Source organism: Levilactobacillus angrenensis, from assembly GCF_003946085.1.
In the GTDB taxonomy this organism is placed as follows: domain Bacteria; phylum Bacillota; class Bacilli; order Lactobacillales; family Lactobacillaceae; genus Levilactobacillus; species Levilactobacillus angrenensis.
On sequence record NZ_RHOB01000008.1, the window covers coordinates 1 to 17,253 of the forward strand.

The 17,253-nt window shown below is 49.4% G+C and carries 14 protein-coding genes; 13 read left to right on the forward strand and 1 reads right to left on the reverse strand.

The genetic code is table 11. The features are described from left to right. Nucleotides 1-118 precede the first annotated feature (118 nt). The 13 genes from EKM83_RS05935 (at nucleotide 119) to EKM83_RS05990 (ending at nucleotide 16,566) form a co-directional block, all read left to right on the forward strand. The gene (locus tag EKM83_RS05935; protein ID WP_164505601.1) at nucleotides 119-1,834 is read left to right on the forward strand and encodes a hypothetical protein; all 1,716 of its coding nucleotides are present in this window, start codon (nucleotides 119-121) and stop codon (nucleotides 1,832-1,834) included. Between the two features lie 172 nt (nucleotides 1,835-2,006). After that, nucleotides 2,007-2,471 carry a hypothetical protein gene (locus EKM83_RS05940; protein WP_125575714.1) on the forward strand — a complete coding sequence of 155 codons (465 nt, stop codon included), beginning with the start codon at nucleotides 2,007-2,009 and terminating at the stop codon, nucleotides 2,469-2,471. 83 nt (nucleotides 2,472-2,554) lie between these two features. Next, on the forward strand, nucleotides 2,555-3,070 hold the full coding sequence (locus tag EKM83_RS13440) for a hypothetical protein (protein ID WP_225418627.1): 516 nt from the start codon (nucleotides 2,555-2,557) through the stop codon (nucleotides 3,068-3,070). Between the two features lie 21 nt (nucleotides 3,071-3,091). After that, on the forward strand, nucleotides 3,092-4,201 hold the full coding sequence (locus EKM83_RS05945; protein ID WP_225418628.1) for a hypothetical protein: 1,110 nt from the start codon (nucleotides 3,092-3,094) through the stop codon (nucleotides 4,199-4,201). A 6-nt stretch (nucleotides 4,202-4,207) separates the two neighbouring features. Continuing rightward, nucleotides 4,208-5,890, forward strand: coding sequence for a glycosyltransferase family protein (locus EKM83_RS05950; RefSeq protein WP_125575715.1), 1,683 nt, complete (start codon nucleotides 4,208-4,210; stop codon nucleotides 5,888-5,890). Between the two features lie 158 nt (nucleotides 5,891-6,048). Then, nucleotides 6,049-7,188, forward strand: a complete 1,140-nt coding sequence (gene guaB / locus EKM83_RS05955) for an IMP dehydrogenase (protein WP_125575716.1) — start codon at nucleotides 6,049-6,051, stop codon at nucleotides 7,186-7,188. A gap of 652 nt (nucleotides 7,189-7,840) precedes the next feature. Then, nucleotides 7,841-8,530, forward strand: a complete 690-nt coding sequence (locus EKM83_RS05960) for a response regulator transcription factor (RefSeq protein WP_125575717.1) — start codon at nucleotides 7,841-7,843, stop codon at nucleotides 8,528-8,530. A 98-nt stretch (nucleotides 8,531-8,628) separates the two neighbouring features. Continuing rightward, a complete protein-coding gene (locus EKM83_RS05965; RefSeq protein WP_125575718.1) occupies nucleotides 8,629-9,804 on the forward strand; it encodes a sensor histidine kinase in 1,176 nt (391 codons plus the stop codon). 48 nt (nucleotides 9,805-9,852) lie between these two features. After that, nucleotides 9,853-11,175: a D-alanyl-D-alanine carboxypeptidase family protein gene (locus EKM83_RS05970; RefSeq protein ID WP_125575719.1), complete on the forward strand. Its 1,323-nt coding sequence runs from the start codon at nucleotides 9,853-9,855 to the stop codon at nucleotides 11,173-11,175. Between the two features lie 323 nt (nucleotides 11,176-11,498). Continuing rightward, nucleotides 11,499-14,612, forward strand: coding sequence for a YhgE/Pip domain-containing protein (locus EKM83_RS05975; protein ID WP_225418636.1), 3,114 nt, complete (start codon nucleotides 11,499-11,501; stop codon nucleotides 14,610-14,612). Between the two features lie 85 nt (nucleotides 14,613-14,697). Further along, nucleotides 14,698-15,192 carry a GNAT family N-acetyltransferase gene (locus EKM83_RS05980; RefSeq protein WP_125575721.1) on the forward strand — a complete coding sequence of 165 codons (495 nt, stop codon included), beginning with the start codon at nucleotides 14,698-14,700 and terminating at the stop codon, nucleotides 15,190-15,192. A gap of 202 nt (nucleotides 15,193-15,394) precedes the next feature. Next, nucleotides 15,395-16,201: an AzlC family ABC transporter permease gene (locus tag EKM83_RS05985; protein ID WP_125575722.1), complete on the forward strand. Its 807-nt coding sequence runs from the start codon at nucleotides 15,395-15,397 to the stop codon at nucleotides 16,199-16,201. A 17-nt stretch (nucleotides 16,202-16,218) separates the two neighbouring features. Further along, nucleotides 16,219-16,566, forward strand: a complete 348-nt coding sequence (locus EKM83_RS05990; RefSeq protein ID WP_125575723.1) for an AzlD domain-containing protein — start codon at nucleotides 16,219-16,221, stop codon at nucleotides 16,564-16,566. Nucleotides 16,567-16,655: 89 nt separating this feature from the next. Here the strand turns inward: EKM83_RS05990 and EKM83_RS05995 are convergent, their stop codons facing one another. Further along, complete coding sequence (locus EKM83_RS05995) at nucleotides 16,656-17,180, reverse strand: hypothetical protein (protein WP_125575724.1); 525 nt, start codon at nucleotides 17,178-17,180, stop codon at nucleotides 16,656-16,658. Between the last annotated feature and the right edge of the window lie 73 nt (nucleotides 17,181-17,253).

Consider the following 17,253-nt stretch of genomic DNA (forward strand, 5'->3'; position numbering starts at 1 on the left):
CAGCGATAATTTCTGTGGTAAGTTCATTCATGGGGAATGCCTCCTGTGATGTTTTCTGTGGTTACTAAATATCATAAGGGAAGGCATTCCCTATTTCTATACAATTTAGAAATCTTTTGTGCGTTTACACAAGATATTTTACGCTCTCTTAATTTTTGCTGTTATCAGTATGATTGATATTAGCGTTTTTTTGAAGTTTAATTGGCTTTTTGGCGCACCAGATTTACAATTCCATTTACAAAGAATTGATGAACTATACCAAAATGTTTTGAGCCTTCACTTCTTTCCGTTATTAGCGACGTACCACTTTAACCAAGTAGGTTCAGCTGTAATGTCGATGTACCCTAAATTGCCACTATATGTATATGTTTTCGTGAGAGTCTTGTTAAGAAATCCCATTCTCAGTTATTATGTCGGAAATGCTGTGATGGTTTGGATAGGATTATTGATCGGGTATTTCAGCTTTTTGTCGGTTATGCCTAAAGAAAAAGTGATGGCATTTATTTTTTCCATCACATATGGACTGTCTTCTGTCCTAGTTTCTTATCAGTATCGAATAGCAGATCTTGGAGTTGTGTCAGCACTTTTGGTTTTACCATTGGCCTTTTCAGGATTTTATCACTGGATTTCTAGTGGGCGTTATCGGATGATGGCGATAGGAATCACACTAGTATTGCTTTGCCATGTGTTGACTTTTATTTTCTTGATTTTGACATTGATTATTTTTACCATAATAAATATTAAAAAAATCAGTAAGAAAAAAATACTTAGTTTAAGTAAGGCCGTTGTGGCAACCGTGTTATTGACTAGTACGTATTGGTTACCAGCGATGGTTATTAGTTTTACTACTCGTATTAATCCACCGCAAGTATTCTCTTTGGGGGGGATGGACTTAAGCCAATTTGTGAAGGATGCGCTGACCAATAATGTTACATTTGGATTTTCAATTATTGCATTCTTAGGATTTGTACTTGGGACAGTAGGCTATAAACAGTTATACAAACCGTTTAAACAGATTTATTGGGTTTCTATAAGTTATGTAATTCTTAGCAGCTCACTAATTCCTTGGAAAATTTTTCAGCATACGCCACTTTGGATAATCCAATTTCCTTGGCGGTTTATTGGTATTTCCCAGCTGGGTTTTAGTGTTTTATTCAGTATTGGGTTAATTACATTTCTCTCTAGTTTAAGCAAAAAATTTAGTGTTATATTGTGTGTTATGGCGGTGACAATCATTACTGTGGGATTGGCAGTGAACCTACAAGCACGCTATGTGTCTTTTGAACTACCTTCTCCAGAGTTTAAACATCCTGTGACACCTACACACAGTTTTGTTGTACGCAGGAGTGAAGTGTGGGATAAGATAACGAATAAACGTGAATATCAAAATTTGATGAAATTTAACGGAACATATGATTACTACCCACAGAAAACAATGCATCTATCAGCTTGGATTTCAGAAGATAAAGCACGCATTAATGGAAAAAAGAGAGACGTTATCACTACAACAAAAAGTCTTCCTGATGGAAAGATCTTTATCTTGAGAACCAAGAGAATGCGTAAGTATCTCACTTTGCCATTTATTCTCTACAATAAGAACTATTCTGTTTCAGTAGATGGTCGAGGAGTTGCACCTGTCTTGAATAGGCAGCAGTTATTAACGATTAACGATGTTTCAGCAGGAAGACATGTTATTAAAGTCTCATATAATGAAACTATCATTTTTATTGCAATGATTTTGTTAACGATGAGTGGTGTGGTTTGGTTGGTACACCCAGGAAATTTAATGTCAAAACGACTCAAATTCGGAATGAAACAAGGAGTCAACGAATAGGTATTTGTCGGATGCCGTTACCCTTTTATGGCCCCATCAGCTAACGCTTACAACAATTGTCACTATCAGTGAAAATGCCCCTTGACGGATGAGGGGGAAAGAACTACGATTATTTAGTAATAAAATTATTTTATAGTTTTATTAGACTTACATATCTGGGAGGGTATTTTTCATGAAGAAAGTATTTGGTTATGTCTTAAGTTTACTGGCTGCCTTGACGTTTGCCGGGGTTATCGCCACGACTGCTAACGCTGCTGGTAGCAGTGCAACTGCCACTAGTGGTAGCGGTGTTTCTAGCAGTGTTGTTGCTTCCAGCAGCTCCAAGAAAGCTACGAAGAAAGCTAAGAAAGCTGTTAAGAAGACGGTCAAGAAGTCAAAGCGTGTTAAGTTAAGCAAGAAGTACAAGAAGAACGCACGTAAGGTCTACATCAAGAAGGCCATGAAGGGCTCCAAGATCAACTTCAAGAACAGCAAGAACAAGTCTGTCAAGAAGGTTTCTGTCAAGAAGGCCGGCAAGAAGACTGTTAAGTTCAGCAAGAAGCAAGCTAAGAAGCTCAACAAGGGTAAGAAGTTCAAGATGACTGTTACCAAGAAGGGCTACAAAGCTTACACGGTTAAGGTTACCATCAAGAAGTAAGGGTTAATTTTAACGTAACAGAAAGGACGTGGCTGAACCACGTCTTTTCTTTTTGAGTTTTTTAGGAAAAGGAGCAGGGTCCCGTGTACTTACGAATCAAGGAAAAATTGCAAAGCCACGAAGCTCAGTACTTTGTGTTACTCGCCATTATTGGGGTTTTTATGATGGCGTTTTGTTCATACACCTCGCCGGCATTTTATTTTGACACGTCGCCCGACAACAACGCCTTCTTCACGGTCGGCAAGGCCATGATGCACGGCATCACCCCCTACAAAGATATTTTTGAACAGAAGGGGCCGTACGTCTACCTGTGGCATGGATTGGCCTATTTGGTCAGTCACCGCAGTTTTCTGTTGATTTTTATTTCAGAAATTGCCGTGCTGATTGCGGCCATGATTTTGACGTATAAAATCGCACGCCTGCTCAAGTTAACTGAGCTACCGGCCTTTTTGGCGGCTATGCTGTCGCCCATGTTATTTCTCTACCATCCCTACTACAACTACGGCGATACGGTGGAGTTCTTTACGCTGCCACTATTGTTGTCGCTGATTGACCTGATCTTCTTGTTAGACCAGCACCGCACCGTCAGTCACTGGTGATATTTCACTCAAGGCCTGTTCGTGGGCGTCGTCTTCCTGTCCAAGTACACGCTACTGGGCGGCTGGATCGCCTTTTATCTGGCTTACGGCATCTACCTGCTGGTTAAGAAACAGTGGCGTGAACTGGGCCGACTCGTTTGGTGGAGTGGGCTAGGCTTCTTGTTAGCGACGTTGCCGTGGCTGATTTATTTCCTGGCGACCGGGTCGTTAGGCGACTTCGTCCGGGTTTATATTTTATTTAATACCAAGGTCTACATGACGTCATCGGTCTCGTTTTTCTCAAACCTGATTCAGTCGGCCATCTTGCTGGGGCATTTTTACCTGAGCGATGTGCTGTTCTTCATTCTCGGGGTGGGCGGCACGCTGCTGATCATGTTCCAGCGCACGATTTTGACCAGCAACTTCGCCCGAGCGCTCTATCTGGCGGCTTTTTTGGGCAGTGACCTGTTGGCGCTGTACGGCTACCAGACCGGGTCGCTGTACCAGTATTATCAGCTGGTGTACTTCGCTTTCTTCGTGGTGCCGTTCATTTTCCTGCTCGACCGCTTTTTCAAATGGGTGCATCTCCCCGCTGGCGACGACCCGTTTGTGATTCTGGGTACCTTGGTCTTAAGCGTGTTCTTAGTTCTCGGGGTCAACAACAACGTGGTCAGTTCGCGGCTATTTCCGAACAACCAGGCGATTACCAAACGCAACACGACCAAGCCGCAACAGCCGGCTCAAGTGGAATTTGCCCGGATCATGAACCGCCACAGTTCCCACCCGACGCTACTGAATTATGGGTCAATCGACATGGGCTTTTACACCGCGGCTGACGCCCTGCCGCCGACTTATTATTTCCAAAATTATAATATCCCCGAAAAGGCGGCGCCACAGATCTTGCGGTCCCAACGCAAGCTGATCCAGCGGCACCAGGTCCAATGGGTCGTCCTCAACACGCCGGCAAAACAGTCCGTGCGGGAATGGGACGGCGATAGCGATACGCCGGGCCGCATCACCAGTGGCAACCTGAACCCGGGGACGGCCAAATTAGCGTCGGCGCTGTATCGCAACTACCGCGTGGTCAAGGTCCACCGGCAGATGTTTGAACAGGTCGACGTCAAGTACTGGTTGTTTGAGCGGAAGGGGTAACCACACGTGAAAAATAAGCAAGGCGCGCCGGACTGGCTGACGCGGTATCGCTGGTTCTGGGAACTGTTGCTCTTCAGTGCGTTGAGTGTGTTTTGGTTGTTCCTGTGGGCCAGCCAGGGGAAAATTTACATGGGCGACGACTTGAGCTTTCATTTGAACCGCGTCCAGGGACTCGTCCAACAGCTGGTCACGGGGCATTGGAGCTTGGGCCACATCGCCACGACCACCTTTAGCGGATGGGGATATCCCATCAATTTGTTTTATCCGGCCTATACTTTGGTGCCGCTGGCCATGCTCCAGGTCTGGTTGGGCGGCGTCCGGGCCTATACGGTATTTTTATTTTTGGTGACGCTACTAACGCTGTACGTGACCCGCTTTGTGGGGCAGCGCCTGTTGGGCAGCTACTTCCAAGGGGTCTTGATGGCGATTCTTTACAGCTTTTCGCAGTACCGCATCCTGGATTTCTTTGCCCGCGGTGCTTTGGCGGAGGGCATCGTCTTTGCCTTCCTGCCATTGGTGCTGTACGGGACCTATGAGCTGGCGATTGGCGACGTTCATCAGAGTTATTGGCTGGTGGTGGGGATGGCCCTGATTGGCCTGACCCACGTCGTTTCCTTATTGCTGGCATCCGTGCTAGTCTTGCTGACGTTAGGCTTGTTTTTCCTGCACCGGACAGATTTCAAACGACGCCTGGGTGCACTCGGCCTGGTGATTGGGGCGACCGTCTTGTTGACGCTGACCTTTCTTGCGCCGCTGGCCGAACAGCTCCGTAGCCTGTCTGCGCTGAGTATCCTGCAGTTTAAGTTGACCCAAAGTGCCGTGCCCATGGGAACGTTCTTGGTAAACTCGGCGGTCAATCAGATGTGGTCGGGGCAGATCAACCTGGGATGGCTGATGTTGATGCTCTTGCTGCTGTCGCTGGTGATGTGGCGGCGACTGACGCCCGTGCTACGCTACTGGTTAGTGCTGGCGGTGGTCTTCGTGTGGCTAGTGACCACCTGGTTTCCGTGGGCGGTGTTTCAGCGTGTGTTAGGGATGATCCAATTTCCCTGGCGCTTTCTCGCGATTGCCAGCTTGCTGATTGCCTTGGTGGGGGCACGGGCCTTGACGCTAGTCCTCCCCCGGCTGACGCGACGTGGTCAGTGGGGAATCCTGACGATAGTGGCCGTCTTTGGCGTTGTTCTGAATACGACCAGCTACATTGCCTTTTATCAAAATCCTTATGGAAACGCCATTACCCAGGCCGATTATCACCGAGTGGCCACCACCAGTACCAGTACCGATTACGTGCGGCCCCAGTCGTTGGTGGCTATGCCGGCTTTGCGGGCGCATTCGGTGGCGGTCATGAATCCCGGCCACGGCTTGCGTCAGTTGAGTCGTCGCGTGAGTTCGGACCAGTTCAGATACCTGGTCCACAGCCCCCGCGCGCAAACGGTCAAGTTGCCCCATCTCTATTACCCGGGCTATCGGGTGACGGTCAACGGCCAGCGTCAACGCGTCCGGCACAATGGCATGGCCATTTTACAGGCGCGGCTCAAAGCGGGCCACAACCACATTCAGGTGGCTTATCAGGCTACGGGGATTCAGCGGGTCAGTGCCTGGATTTCAGCGCTGGCTTGGCTGGGGTTAGTGATCTTCTGCGGGCAAAAATGGCGCCGAAACTGGCGTAACCATCACCAGACAAATTAGTTTTTTGAATAATCATTTTAGCCACTGTGAATAATTAAACCATGATAGTTCCATGAGAAACCTTGACCTGAATGGCCTAGACTGGTAAATTAAGAAACAATATCTCCCAGGATTCCTAACCGAGCCTGAGACTAAAATCAAGAGGAGCGATATCAACTATGTCTAATTGGGACACGAAGTTTGCTAAAGAAGGATTCACGTTTGATGATGTTTTGTTAATACCCGCTGAAAGCCACGTTTTGCCGAATGAAGTTGACTTGAGTACCCAATTAGCACCGAACCTAAAGCTGAACGTTCCGTTTTTAAGCGCCTCAATGGACACGGTCACTGAGACCAAGATGGCCACGGCCATGGCTCGTAATGGGGGCCTCGGGGTCATCCACAAGAACATGAGCGCCGACAGTCAAGCCCAAATGGTGGCTGATGTGAAGGCCATTGAAAATGATGCCAGCCAGTTCCCTAACGCCGCGGTTGATGACAACAATCATTTGTTAGTTGCCGCCGCCGTGGGGGTCACCTCTGACACGTTTGATCGAGCCAGTGCCTTACTTAAGGCTGGTGCCGACGCCATCATCATCGACACGGCGCACGGTCACTCCGCTGGGGTGCTGCGCAAGGTCGCTGAGATTCGCCAACAATTGCCAGACGCAACGCTGATTGCGGGGAACGTGGCTACGGGTGAAGGTACCCGGGCGCTGTTTGAAGCCGGTGTTGACGTGGTCAAAGTGGGTATCGGCCCTGGTTCCATCTGCACGACGCGGGTGGTGGCCGGTGTCGGTGTGCCGCAGTTGACGGCCATTTACGATTCAGCGCAGGTTGCCCGTGAATTTGGCAAGCCCATCATCGCTGATGGCGGGATGAAATACTCCGGCGACATCGTCAAGGCCTTGGCCGCGGGTGGTAACGCCGTGATGTTCGGTTCGATGTTCTCCGGGACCGACGAAGCCCCTGGTGACGTCATCGAAGACAACGGTAAGAAATACAAGACTTACCGCGGGATGGGGAGCTTGGCTTCCATGTCTCACGGGTCGGCTGACCGTTACTTCCAAGGTGGTGTGAACGAAGCCGACAAGCTGGTGCCAGAAGGTATCGAAGCCCGTGTGGAATATAAGGGTAGCGTCAACGACATCATCTTCCAAATGGTCGGTGGCCTACGTTCCGGCATGGGTTACACGGGTTGCGGCACGATTCAAGACTTGATCAACGATGCCCAATTCGTGCGGATTTCCAACGCCGGCTTGATCGAATCACATCCACATGATGTGCAGATCACCAAGGCGGCACCTAACTACAAGTAAACAAGCGTGAGGCCAAGTGCCTGCGTCAGTGCTGTCTTGACTGGTAGTGTCTACTAACTTTAGAAAAATTATGATGAAGACCATTTACCTGGCTGTAGCTGGGGGGAATGGTCTTTTTTCATGAAGCTAAAAGAATGTGATATTGTCAAAGTTGCTGGTATCGGCTTGTAACGATTGCTATCGTAGACGAGTGGTGCAAGCGGTCTAAATCATTGTTGCTGGCATCGGCCACAGTAGCCGTGAGTCCGCCAACTATGGGTTCAGCCGTGGGAGTTGTCTTAGCGGCGCGATTCATGCCGCTTAGACAACTGGCGTCTTTGAGACGCGGGCTTCCGGCTCAAAGCGAGGGCCGAGACCGGTTCTCAGGCTCGGTCCGGTCCGCCCACCGCGTTCCAACCCATAGTTGGCGGACGGTAGGCGGAGTTCCCCTCAATCTCGTCAGCCAGCAACGATATTTAACCCCAGCTTAAACGCTAGGTTGGCGACGGGCCCACAAATAGTGTAAGATTAAGGAATGGTAAAGTGCCTTACGCCCGACTAAAGGTTCGGGTTTTCCGGTCACGCTGCGGGATTTATTTGCTAAAATAGACGTAAACCTACGGGGAAGACCGCTAGTGAAGTAATCTAGCTGGTAAAAGGAGATTTGCACGTTATGAAAATTCTAGTTGTCGATGATGATAAAGAAATTGCGCAATTACTTGAAATCTACATTAAAAATGAAGGCTACGAACCCTTGACCGCTTACAACGGGAAGGAAGCCTTGACCAAATTACACACGACGCCGGATATTGCCCTGATGATTTTGGACATCATGATGCCCGAAATGAGTGGGATTGAAGTCGTCAAGGAAGTACGGAAGGACTCACAAATTCCGATTTTGATTCTGTCAGCCAAGACGGGTGACATGGATAAAATTCAGGGATTGATCACTGGGGCCGACGATTACGTTACCAAGCCATTTAACCCCTTAGAGGTCATGGCCCGGGTCAAGTCACTGTTGCGGCGGAGCCAAGACCAAGTGACTGATGATAGCCCCGATATCCTGGACATCGGGACGTTGACCATCAATAAGGATTCCCACGAAGTCAAGACGATTGCCGGTAAGACGGTGTCGTTGACGGCCTTAGAGTTCGGGATTTTGTACCTGCTGGCGAGTCACCCCAACCGGGTCTTCTCCGCAGACGAGATTTTCGAGCGCGTTTGGCGGCAGGAAAGCATCGTCTCGGCCAAGACGGTCATGGTCCACGTGAGCCACTTGCGGGATAAGATCGAAGACGCCACCAACGGCGAAAAGGTCATTCAAACCGTCTGGGGCGTGGGCTACAAGATCGAATCGCACTAAGGCATTCGGCGGCCAGCCAGTCAAGAACCAATCTAGAGAGGGAATTATATGGTTAAAACAAAAAAATCCCCAGCACAACGCCGCCAGGGGGCCCGAGCATGAAGCTGACCACCCGAGAAAAAAGCGCGTTGTTCATGGAGGGTGTCGTCACCGTCATCTTACTGTTGATGCTGAACTTGGCGCTGCTGGTATTGATCAGCCAAGCCATCGAAAGCAACCCCGGTCTGCGGGACGGTATTTTTATCATCAAACGGTCCGTAGTGTTTGGGCCGAATCACTTTCAGCTGTGGAGCTGGGAAAATGTCTTCATTGGCTTCATGGTGATTGCGGACGCCGTGGTCGTTTGGTGGCGGCTGATTCGGCGTTACCGGCAAATGCAGCTGCACCACATCATTGAAGAGCTGCACTACATTGCCAACGGCCATTTTGACCACCGCATTCCGTTTCGGGTCAGCGGCGACGTACAACGGGTCGTGGACTCGGTCAACGCGCTGGTCGATTCCGTCATCCACTCGATGGATGAGGAGCGGGCCATCGAGAAGTCCAAAGACGAGCTGATCACCAACGTCAGCCACGATATCCGGACGCCGTTAACGTCCATCATTGGCTATCTGGGGCTGATTGAAGACCAGCAGTATCACAGTGAGGACGACTTGTTAAAGTACACGCACACGGCATTTTTGAAGTCTAAACAGATGAAATCCTTGGTGGACGACCTGTTCGAATACACCAAGGTCCGGCAGACGGATACGCCGCTGAGCCTGACCACCATTGATTTGGCCGCCATGCTGGAACAATTAGGTGCCAGCTTTGAGTTGGAGGCCCAAAAGAAGGGCATGACCATCGGCGCGTCCAGCGACCCGGCCAGCTTGATGATGGAGGCCGACCCCGAAAAATTGGTCCGTGTCTTCAACAATTTGGTAGCTAACGCCCTGAAGTACGGTGACGGCGGGAAGGAAATCAATTTGATTGCCAAACGCGTCACGGCCAATGAGCTGGAGGTCCGCGTGACCAATGACGGGCCGAAGATTCCACAAGAGTCGCTGGCCCTCATCTTCGAGCGGTTCTACCGCGTCGAGGAGTCACGCTCCAAGGAGACCGGCGGCACCGGGCTGGGGTTGGCGATTGCCCAAAGCATCGTCGCCCTGCACGGTGGCTACATCTACGTCGAATCCGACGACGACCTGACCAGTTTTGTGATTCATTTACCCGTAAAACACGACCACCCTTTGGCGATTCCCCAACGGTTAAAAACGGCGGGAACGCTCAAGTAACGCTGCCGGGCGACCGGCAACTACATAAGATAGAGGAGTTTTGATGAAATGAAACGTTTAAAGCAAGTTGTGATGGGCCTGGTAACGGCGATGACGCTGTTTGCCGGGAGCCTCAGTGGCTTCAGCGCGCCGGTAACGGCTCAGGCGGCCACCACCAACGCCAGCACCACGGTCAACCTGAAGGCCAAAGCCGGTATCGCGGTCGACGCCAAGACGGGCCAGATTCTCTACGATAAAAATAGTGATAAAGTCCTGCCGGTGGCTTCGATGACCAAGCTGTTGTCGATTTACCTGGTCTTGGATGCGGTCCACAGTGGCAAATTAAAGTGGGACCAAAAGATCACCATCAATAAGGCCACGGCCAAGGTCGCCCAAGACACGAACTTGTCCAACGTGCCACTGCGGGCGGGTCACCAGTACACGGTCAAGTCCTTGTACCAAGCGTCCCTGATCTACTCCGCTAACGGCGCCATCGAAGCGCTGGGGACGGCGGTGGCCGGTTCGCCTCACGCCTTCGTGACGATGATGCGTGCCCAAGCCAAGAAGCTGGGGATGACCAACGCCAAGATTTACAACGCCTGTGGCTTGACTAACAAGCAGGTCGGTAAGCTGGGTTACAGTAACGAGGCCGGTTCGGCGGAAAACGAATGGTCCGCCGCTGACCAAGCAAAATTAGCCGTGGCGTTGCTCGACAAGTACCCCGAAGTCCTGAAGACCACCAGCATCAAGAAGATGTGGTTTGAAAAGGGCAAGGCGGACGCTACCAAGATGGAGAACTGGAACTGGATGCTCAAGGGCTTGTCCGCTTCCTATTCGAAATTACACGTGGACGGCCTGAAGACCGGGACCTCTGATGCGGCCGGTGCCAACTTTACCGGGACTGCTAACAACGATGGTAACCGCATCGTGACGGTCGTGCTCCACGCGGCTCACAAGTCAGAGACTGACCCCTCACGTTTCCAACAGACCCAAAAGATGATGTCTTACGTCTACAACAACTTCAAGACGGTGAACCTGAAGGCCGGTAGCCAAGTCGCTGGCAGTAAGACGGTCAAAACTAATGACGCCAAGCAACCAACTGCCAAGACGGTCTTGACTGATGGTTTGAAGCTGTGGATCCGCAACGACCAAGTCGCTAGCAATGTCCAATCCACGACGACGCTGAAGCACAAGCTGACCAAGAACAAGGCGCTGGAAGCCCCAGTTGCCAAGAATACCCAAGTGGGGACGGCCAACATTTCCTTGAAGGGTGACCAGCTCGGGTTCTTGGGGAACACCAAGACCACGACGGTACCATTGAAGGTCACCCAGACCGTGGAGAAGGCCAATGTCTTCGTTCGTATCTGGCGGTCGATCGTCGCGTTATTCTAATTTAACGATGCCAAAAGTCCGGGCCAAGTGCTCGGGCTTTTTTTGTCGCCATTGATTTGAATCAAGGCCCCCGCTGACCGGCAATGATAAGCTAGATGATGTTGTCAGGACCTGACTTTAGCGAATCTGGAAAATTAATTTATTTAATTAATCAGCGTCCAAACGCCGTCGTATTGCGATTGGTAGCGATTTTGTGAATTGATTGATGGCCTGTTGTTATTTTGACAAGTCAAGTATTAATGTGCGAAGATACTTTTAATATTAGCTGAGAACGCGCAATTTTAAGATTATTTTGAGGAAAAAGGGAGTTGGCATTCGTGAACATGATTAAAGGCGAATGGAATTACATCCGGCACAATCGGTTGATCTTGATCTCCGTACTAGCCATTATGTTTATTCCATTCCTCTACAGTATCTTCTTTCTGAAGTCGGTCTGGGACCCGTATGGGGAGACCGGCGAACTGCCCGTAGCGGTCGTGAACCAGGATAAGCCGGTCACGTACCAGGGACAGAAGCTAAACGTTGGGGACCAAACCATCACCAACTTAAAGAAGAATCACCAATTGGGTTGGAAATTTGTCTCCGCCAAAACGGCGGCAGACGGCTTAAAGCACCACAAGTACTACACCGTCATTACGATTCCGAAGAACTTCTCGGCCAACGCGGCGACCGCGCTGGATGCCCATCCGAAGAAGATGACGTTTACCTACAAGACGAATGGTTCAGCCAACTACATCGCGCAAGTTATGAGTGAAGTTGGTTCTTCCAAGCTGGATAGCCAGATCCGCGCTAAGGTGACGAAGGCCTACGCCCAAGCCACATTTAAGCAGATCTACGCTGTCGGTAAGGGGATGGACAAGGCTGCCAAGGGGTCCGCGAAGTTGAAAGATGGGACCGTGACCTTGACGGATGGCCTGAACACCTACACGACTGGGGTTCACACGTTGAACAACGGCCTGCAAGAAATGAAGACGTCCGTGACGCCATTGGCTAACGGAATTCAAAAGCTGACCAGTGGGGCTTCGACCCTACAGAGTGGGCTGTCGACTTACACGTCTGGTGTCGGGCAATTCGCTAGTGGGGTGGATACCTACACGAGCGGGGTCGGTCAATACACGAATGGTGTCAACACTTATACGAGTGGCGTTGGTCAATACACGAATGGTGTCAACCAGTTCACTGGCGGGGTCTCCAAGCTGAGTGCGGGGATGCCAAAACTGACCGCCGGCACGTCACAACTGGCTAGTGGGGCCAACTCGTTGAAGAGCGGGACCTACAAGTACGTGGATGGCGTTTATACGCTGAATTCTGGTGTGAAGACCTTGGGCGCGGGTTCGACTTCTTTGGCTAGCGGCGTTACGAAGCTGGCTGACGGGAGTAAGACTTTGAACTCTGGGTTGAGTACTTTGAGTGGGAAGTCTAGTGAACTGAACAGTGGGGCCAATACATTGTCATCGCAAGCTTCTACGCTCTCATCAAATATCGCATTGTTAAGTGAAGCGGCTCAGGAGATTTCTGGACAATTAGATGCGATGTCCCCTTCCTTGTCGGGGATTTCTGGTGCGTCTAGTGCCATTGAGGGTTTAAGTAATGGATTAACTGATTTTTCTAGGGCAATCAAACTTATTGATGATAAGAGTAGTGAGATCAATAAACTTGCAACTTCGGGAAATGGAGATAACGGGAGTGCTACGGTTACTGGGCAAGACGGTGCCCAAACCGCTATTAACAATGCCCGAGATGCTGCCTCAGCGATAGATGAAGCAACCAGTGTTGATGACGCAAAGAAGCTTGCTAAGGAAGCTGTTAATAATATGGATACTGCTAAGACAGCAGTATCAAATATTAAAGCTACCGGAGGAACCAGTAATGATTCCTCCAATGCAACGACAATTAAAGCGGATGTGACTGTTATTCAAAAAGCCACTAAGGGAATGACTGATGGGATTTCTACAATCAATGCTTCACTTAGCAAGTTGTCACTACCTGATACTTCGGGACTGACTAGTCAAATTCAAGGACTACAAACTTTTATGTCCAAAGTAGTTGAGTTGAACGCGGCGGTTAATCCAACAGAGGGAACCAGTTTAGTCGCTGGTGTTAACCAGCTGGCTTCAGGTGTGACTCAGTACACGTCCGGTGTAGACCAAGCCTTCGCCGGGTCAACGACCTTAAACAATGGCTTGTCACAACTTAACAGCCAAGTGCCGACCTTAACCAACGGGGTAACCCAGATCATGAACGGAACTGCCAAGTTAGCTAAGAATGGTGGCACATTGAAGAGTGGATCTAAGCAAGTCGCTGCTGGTGCTAACCAGTTGAACTCTGGCTTGAAGACCGCTGCTTCGGGTGTTAACCAACTGAACGCCAACACGGGTAAGCTGACGGCCGCTGGCAACAAGCTTAACGCCAATACGCCGAAGTTAACGGCTGCTGGCAACAAGCTCAACGCCAACACGCCGAAGTTAACCGCCGCTGGTAACAAGTTGATGAGCGCTTCCAGTCAACTGAACAACGGTGCTGGCCAGCTGTCTTCTGGTTTGAACACCTTGAATGGCAAGATTCCAACGCTGACCAGTGGGGTCAACCAACTGGCCGACGGGTCACAAAAACTGGACAACAACAGCAACAAGCTCATGCAAGGGGCCAACAAGCTGAAGAACGGGAACGGCACGTTAGCCAAGTCACTGAAGAGTGGGGCTGATCAGATTCAGAACCAACCACTGTCCAGCAAGACGGCCGACATGTTCGCGGCACCAACACAATTGAAGCACGAAAGCTACAGCTACGTGCCAAACTACGGCCACGCCCTGGCACCTTACGTGCTGTCCGTTGCCTTGTACGTTGGGGCCTTGGTCTTCAACTTTGCCTTCCCAATTCGGAAGGTCTCACGTGAAGACGGCACCGCTACGGGCTGGTACTTGAGTAAGATTTCCATCGGAGCAGTGGAAGCACTGGCCATGGGTCTGATCGAACCAGTCTTGATGATGTTAGGTGGCTTGAGTGTTGATCACCCAGGTCAAATGATTCTGATTTCGATTTTCTTCGCGGAAGCGTCGATGTTTATCGTCATGTTCTTGTCAATGTTACTGGACAACCCTGGTCGATTCATCGCCATGGTTCTCCTGATGCTACAACTTGGTGGTTCCGGTGGGACGTTCCCAATGGAAGTGACCAACCACTTCTACAACGTCGTGCACCCATTCCTACCAATGACTTACTCAATCCTCGGATTCCGGCAAGCCATTACGTCAGGGATGCAGGGCATGGTCGGTCAAGCACTGTGGGTCTTAGCACTCTTTACCGTTATTGGTTTAGCTCTGTTATGGCCAACCATGGTTTGGCTCCAGAAGAAGCATCTCATGGGCAAGTCACAATTGGATGATAATCAGAAACTCCAAGCAGTGGAAGATCCAACTTCCAATTCACACTCATAAAATAACGAAAGCGTCGTGAAGCCACTGGTTTTGCGGCGTTTTTTGCGTATAATGAGATTCATTGAGAGAAGAGAGGAACTTAAAAATGTCAGTTAGTTTTCGTCTAGCCACCACCGCGGACCAGCCGCGTATCGTCGAGATTTATAACCAAGCCATCGCCACCAAGGGGAGTACCGCCGACCTGGCATTGACCACCGTTGCGCAACGCCAACCGTGGTTCGCTGAATTTTCTGCCGACCATTTTCCGTTATGGGTGATTGAAAATGACGGCCAGGTAGTCGGTTATGTCGGCTTGGAACCGTACAGTGATCGCGTAGCTTACGCGCAAACGGCCGAAATTGCCCTGTATTTGGCTTCCGAGGCCCAGGGCCATCACTTGGGTGGCCAGGCCATTCAGTGGGCTGAGAACGCCGGAAAACAGCTGGGACTGCACGCCATTATTTCGCGAATTTTTGGACACAATCAGGCAAGTCGCCATTTATTTGAAAAACACGGCTATGAACACTGGGGACATTTGCCAGCAATCGCCGACATGCAGGGCTTTAGCGCTGATTTGGAAGTCTACGGCAAGCATTTCTAGGTGGCCGTGGGGGATGAAAATTCGCTGGTTTTTTTCACAAACTTTTAATCAAACCAGGGTAGATTGCGGATTCTCTTTGCTAAATATCAGAAGTGTTATATGAAAATAGCGTGAAACATGTTAAAATATCATCGTGTGGTTTTCTCATGTAAACCCATTAACTTGCTTCATATCTCAGAGTATTCGACGGAGGCAAACATTCTTGAATAAACGACGGCCAAACCCCAAGCAGGTGCCGGACCCCAATGAACCCTTATGGCGGTCGACACTGCGGGTAGCCATGCCCCTTAATTTGAGTTACATTCCGATTGGGCTGGCTTGTGGGATTTTGCTACACGCGGCAGGGTTCAATACCTTACTGACTGGATTAGTTTCAATCTTGATCTTTTCTGGTGGGGCACAATTTTTAATTGCCACGATGTTGACCATTAATTCCCCACTACTTTCAATTGTTTTGATGTTGTTCTTTTTGGAATTACGGTATGCATTACTAAGTTCGAGTCTATCGCCTTACTTAAAAGGCCAGTCCAATCGCTTCTTATTTGCGTTTGCGATTTCTCTAAACGATGAAAATTACGCCATTAATTACTTAAAATTCGCCACGGATAAAAAGTGGACGGGTAAGGAAGCCCTGATGGTGGAGCATTATTCCTTGCTGTTCTGGGCCGTCAGCAACGTTATCGGCAGTCTGATCGGTAGCGCGCTGAAGATTGACCTGGGTGTCGTAAACTTTGCGTTAACAGCCTTGTTCTTGTACATGATCGTGATGCAGATCAAGAACCGTCTGACCATTGTGATTTGTCTGGTCTCAGGCGTCTTGGCGGCGGTCTGCATGATGCTCACCAAGAGTACATTAGGGCTAGTTATTTCGACGATTATCGCTTCATTGATTGGGTTCTTCTTGGAAACCACGCTGCGGAAACACTTGCCGGCGAGTCATTGGCTGTGGAAGTTACGTAGCCCGGGTGCCAAGAAGTCGACCGTGGAAAGCGAATCGGATGCTAATTAGGATACAGGAGACGCTATATGAGTGCAGTTAATACGTGGAACAGTACGCAACACTTTTGGTTGATCATTCTTGGTTTTTGCGTTGCCTTCGTGCCGCGCTTCCTTCCCTTGATGTTATTCACCAAGCGGGCCATTCCGGAATGGTTCAACGAATGGATGAAGTTTGTGCCGGTATCGCTATTTACGGCGCTGGTCGTGAAGGATGTCTTCATCGACAGTGCCACGTACCAAATCATCTTTACCCATTTTTCCGAAATGATTGCGGCCGTGATTGTCGTCGTCATTGCTTATCGCACGCGATCCATGGCCATTTCGGTGATTACAGGATTGATAGCTGTTTTCCTGTTGTCTATGTTTATTGCGTGAGTGAATTTAATTGAATGAGACTATGTAGGGCGGAGCCGGTTTTTGGCTTCGCCCTTTTTTGAAAAAAATAATTAGCAGGGGGGAACGTGTTAAGCATGTGCTGGAGCTGCAGTTGGAGTTAGTCCAGGCATGGTTGTAACAACCGTAGAAATTTCGTTCCAATTGTCTAATACGTTACCATAGTCAATTACAGCTTTATAAGCAGCGGGATTTTGGGGAAGTCCATCGATAAAGTTAGCAAAGGATGTCTTAGCATCACTATTTCCTGCCTTGTAAGGAGTTTTACCCTGTAAAGCTACAAATGCATCTTTGTCTGCCTGCTTACCAGTTAAAGTCTTGTGTTGAGCCTTGGCATACTTAACGAATGAATCAAAAGTGTCTTTGTTGTATGAAAAGTTAGAAATTCGCTCAAGCTCTGTCTTGGCAGTAACTAACTTTTCGTGTGCTTTTGTGATCTTATCTTGAGCAGTCTGAGTATCAGTTACGTGAACAACACTGACACTAGGTTTGCTCTGTGGCTTTTCCTTATCCGCAGGTTTCTTCCCCTCATCAGGCTTAACAGGGGTAGTCGAAGCAGGCGTTTCAGTAGTCACACTGTTATCAATCGCTTGCACGGCTTTCTTCACCTTGTGGGTGTAAGTCCGGGCCTTCATGCCGGGCTTAGTTGCTTTGATCTTGAACTTCAGC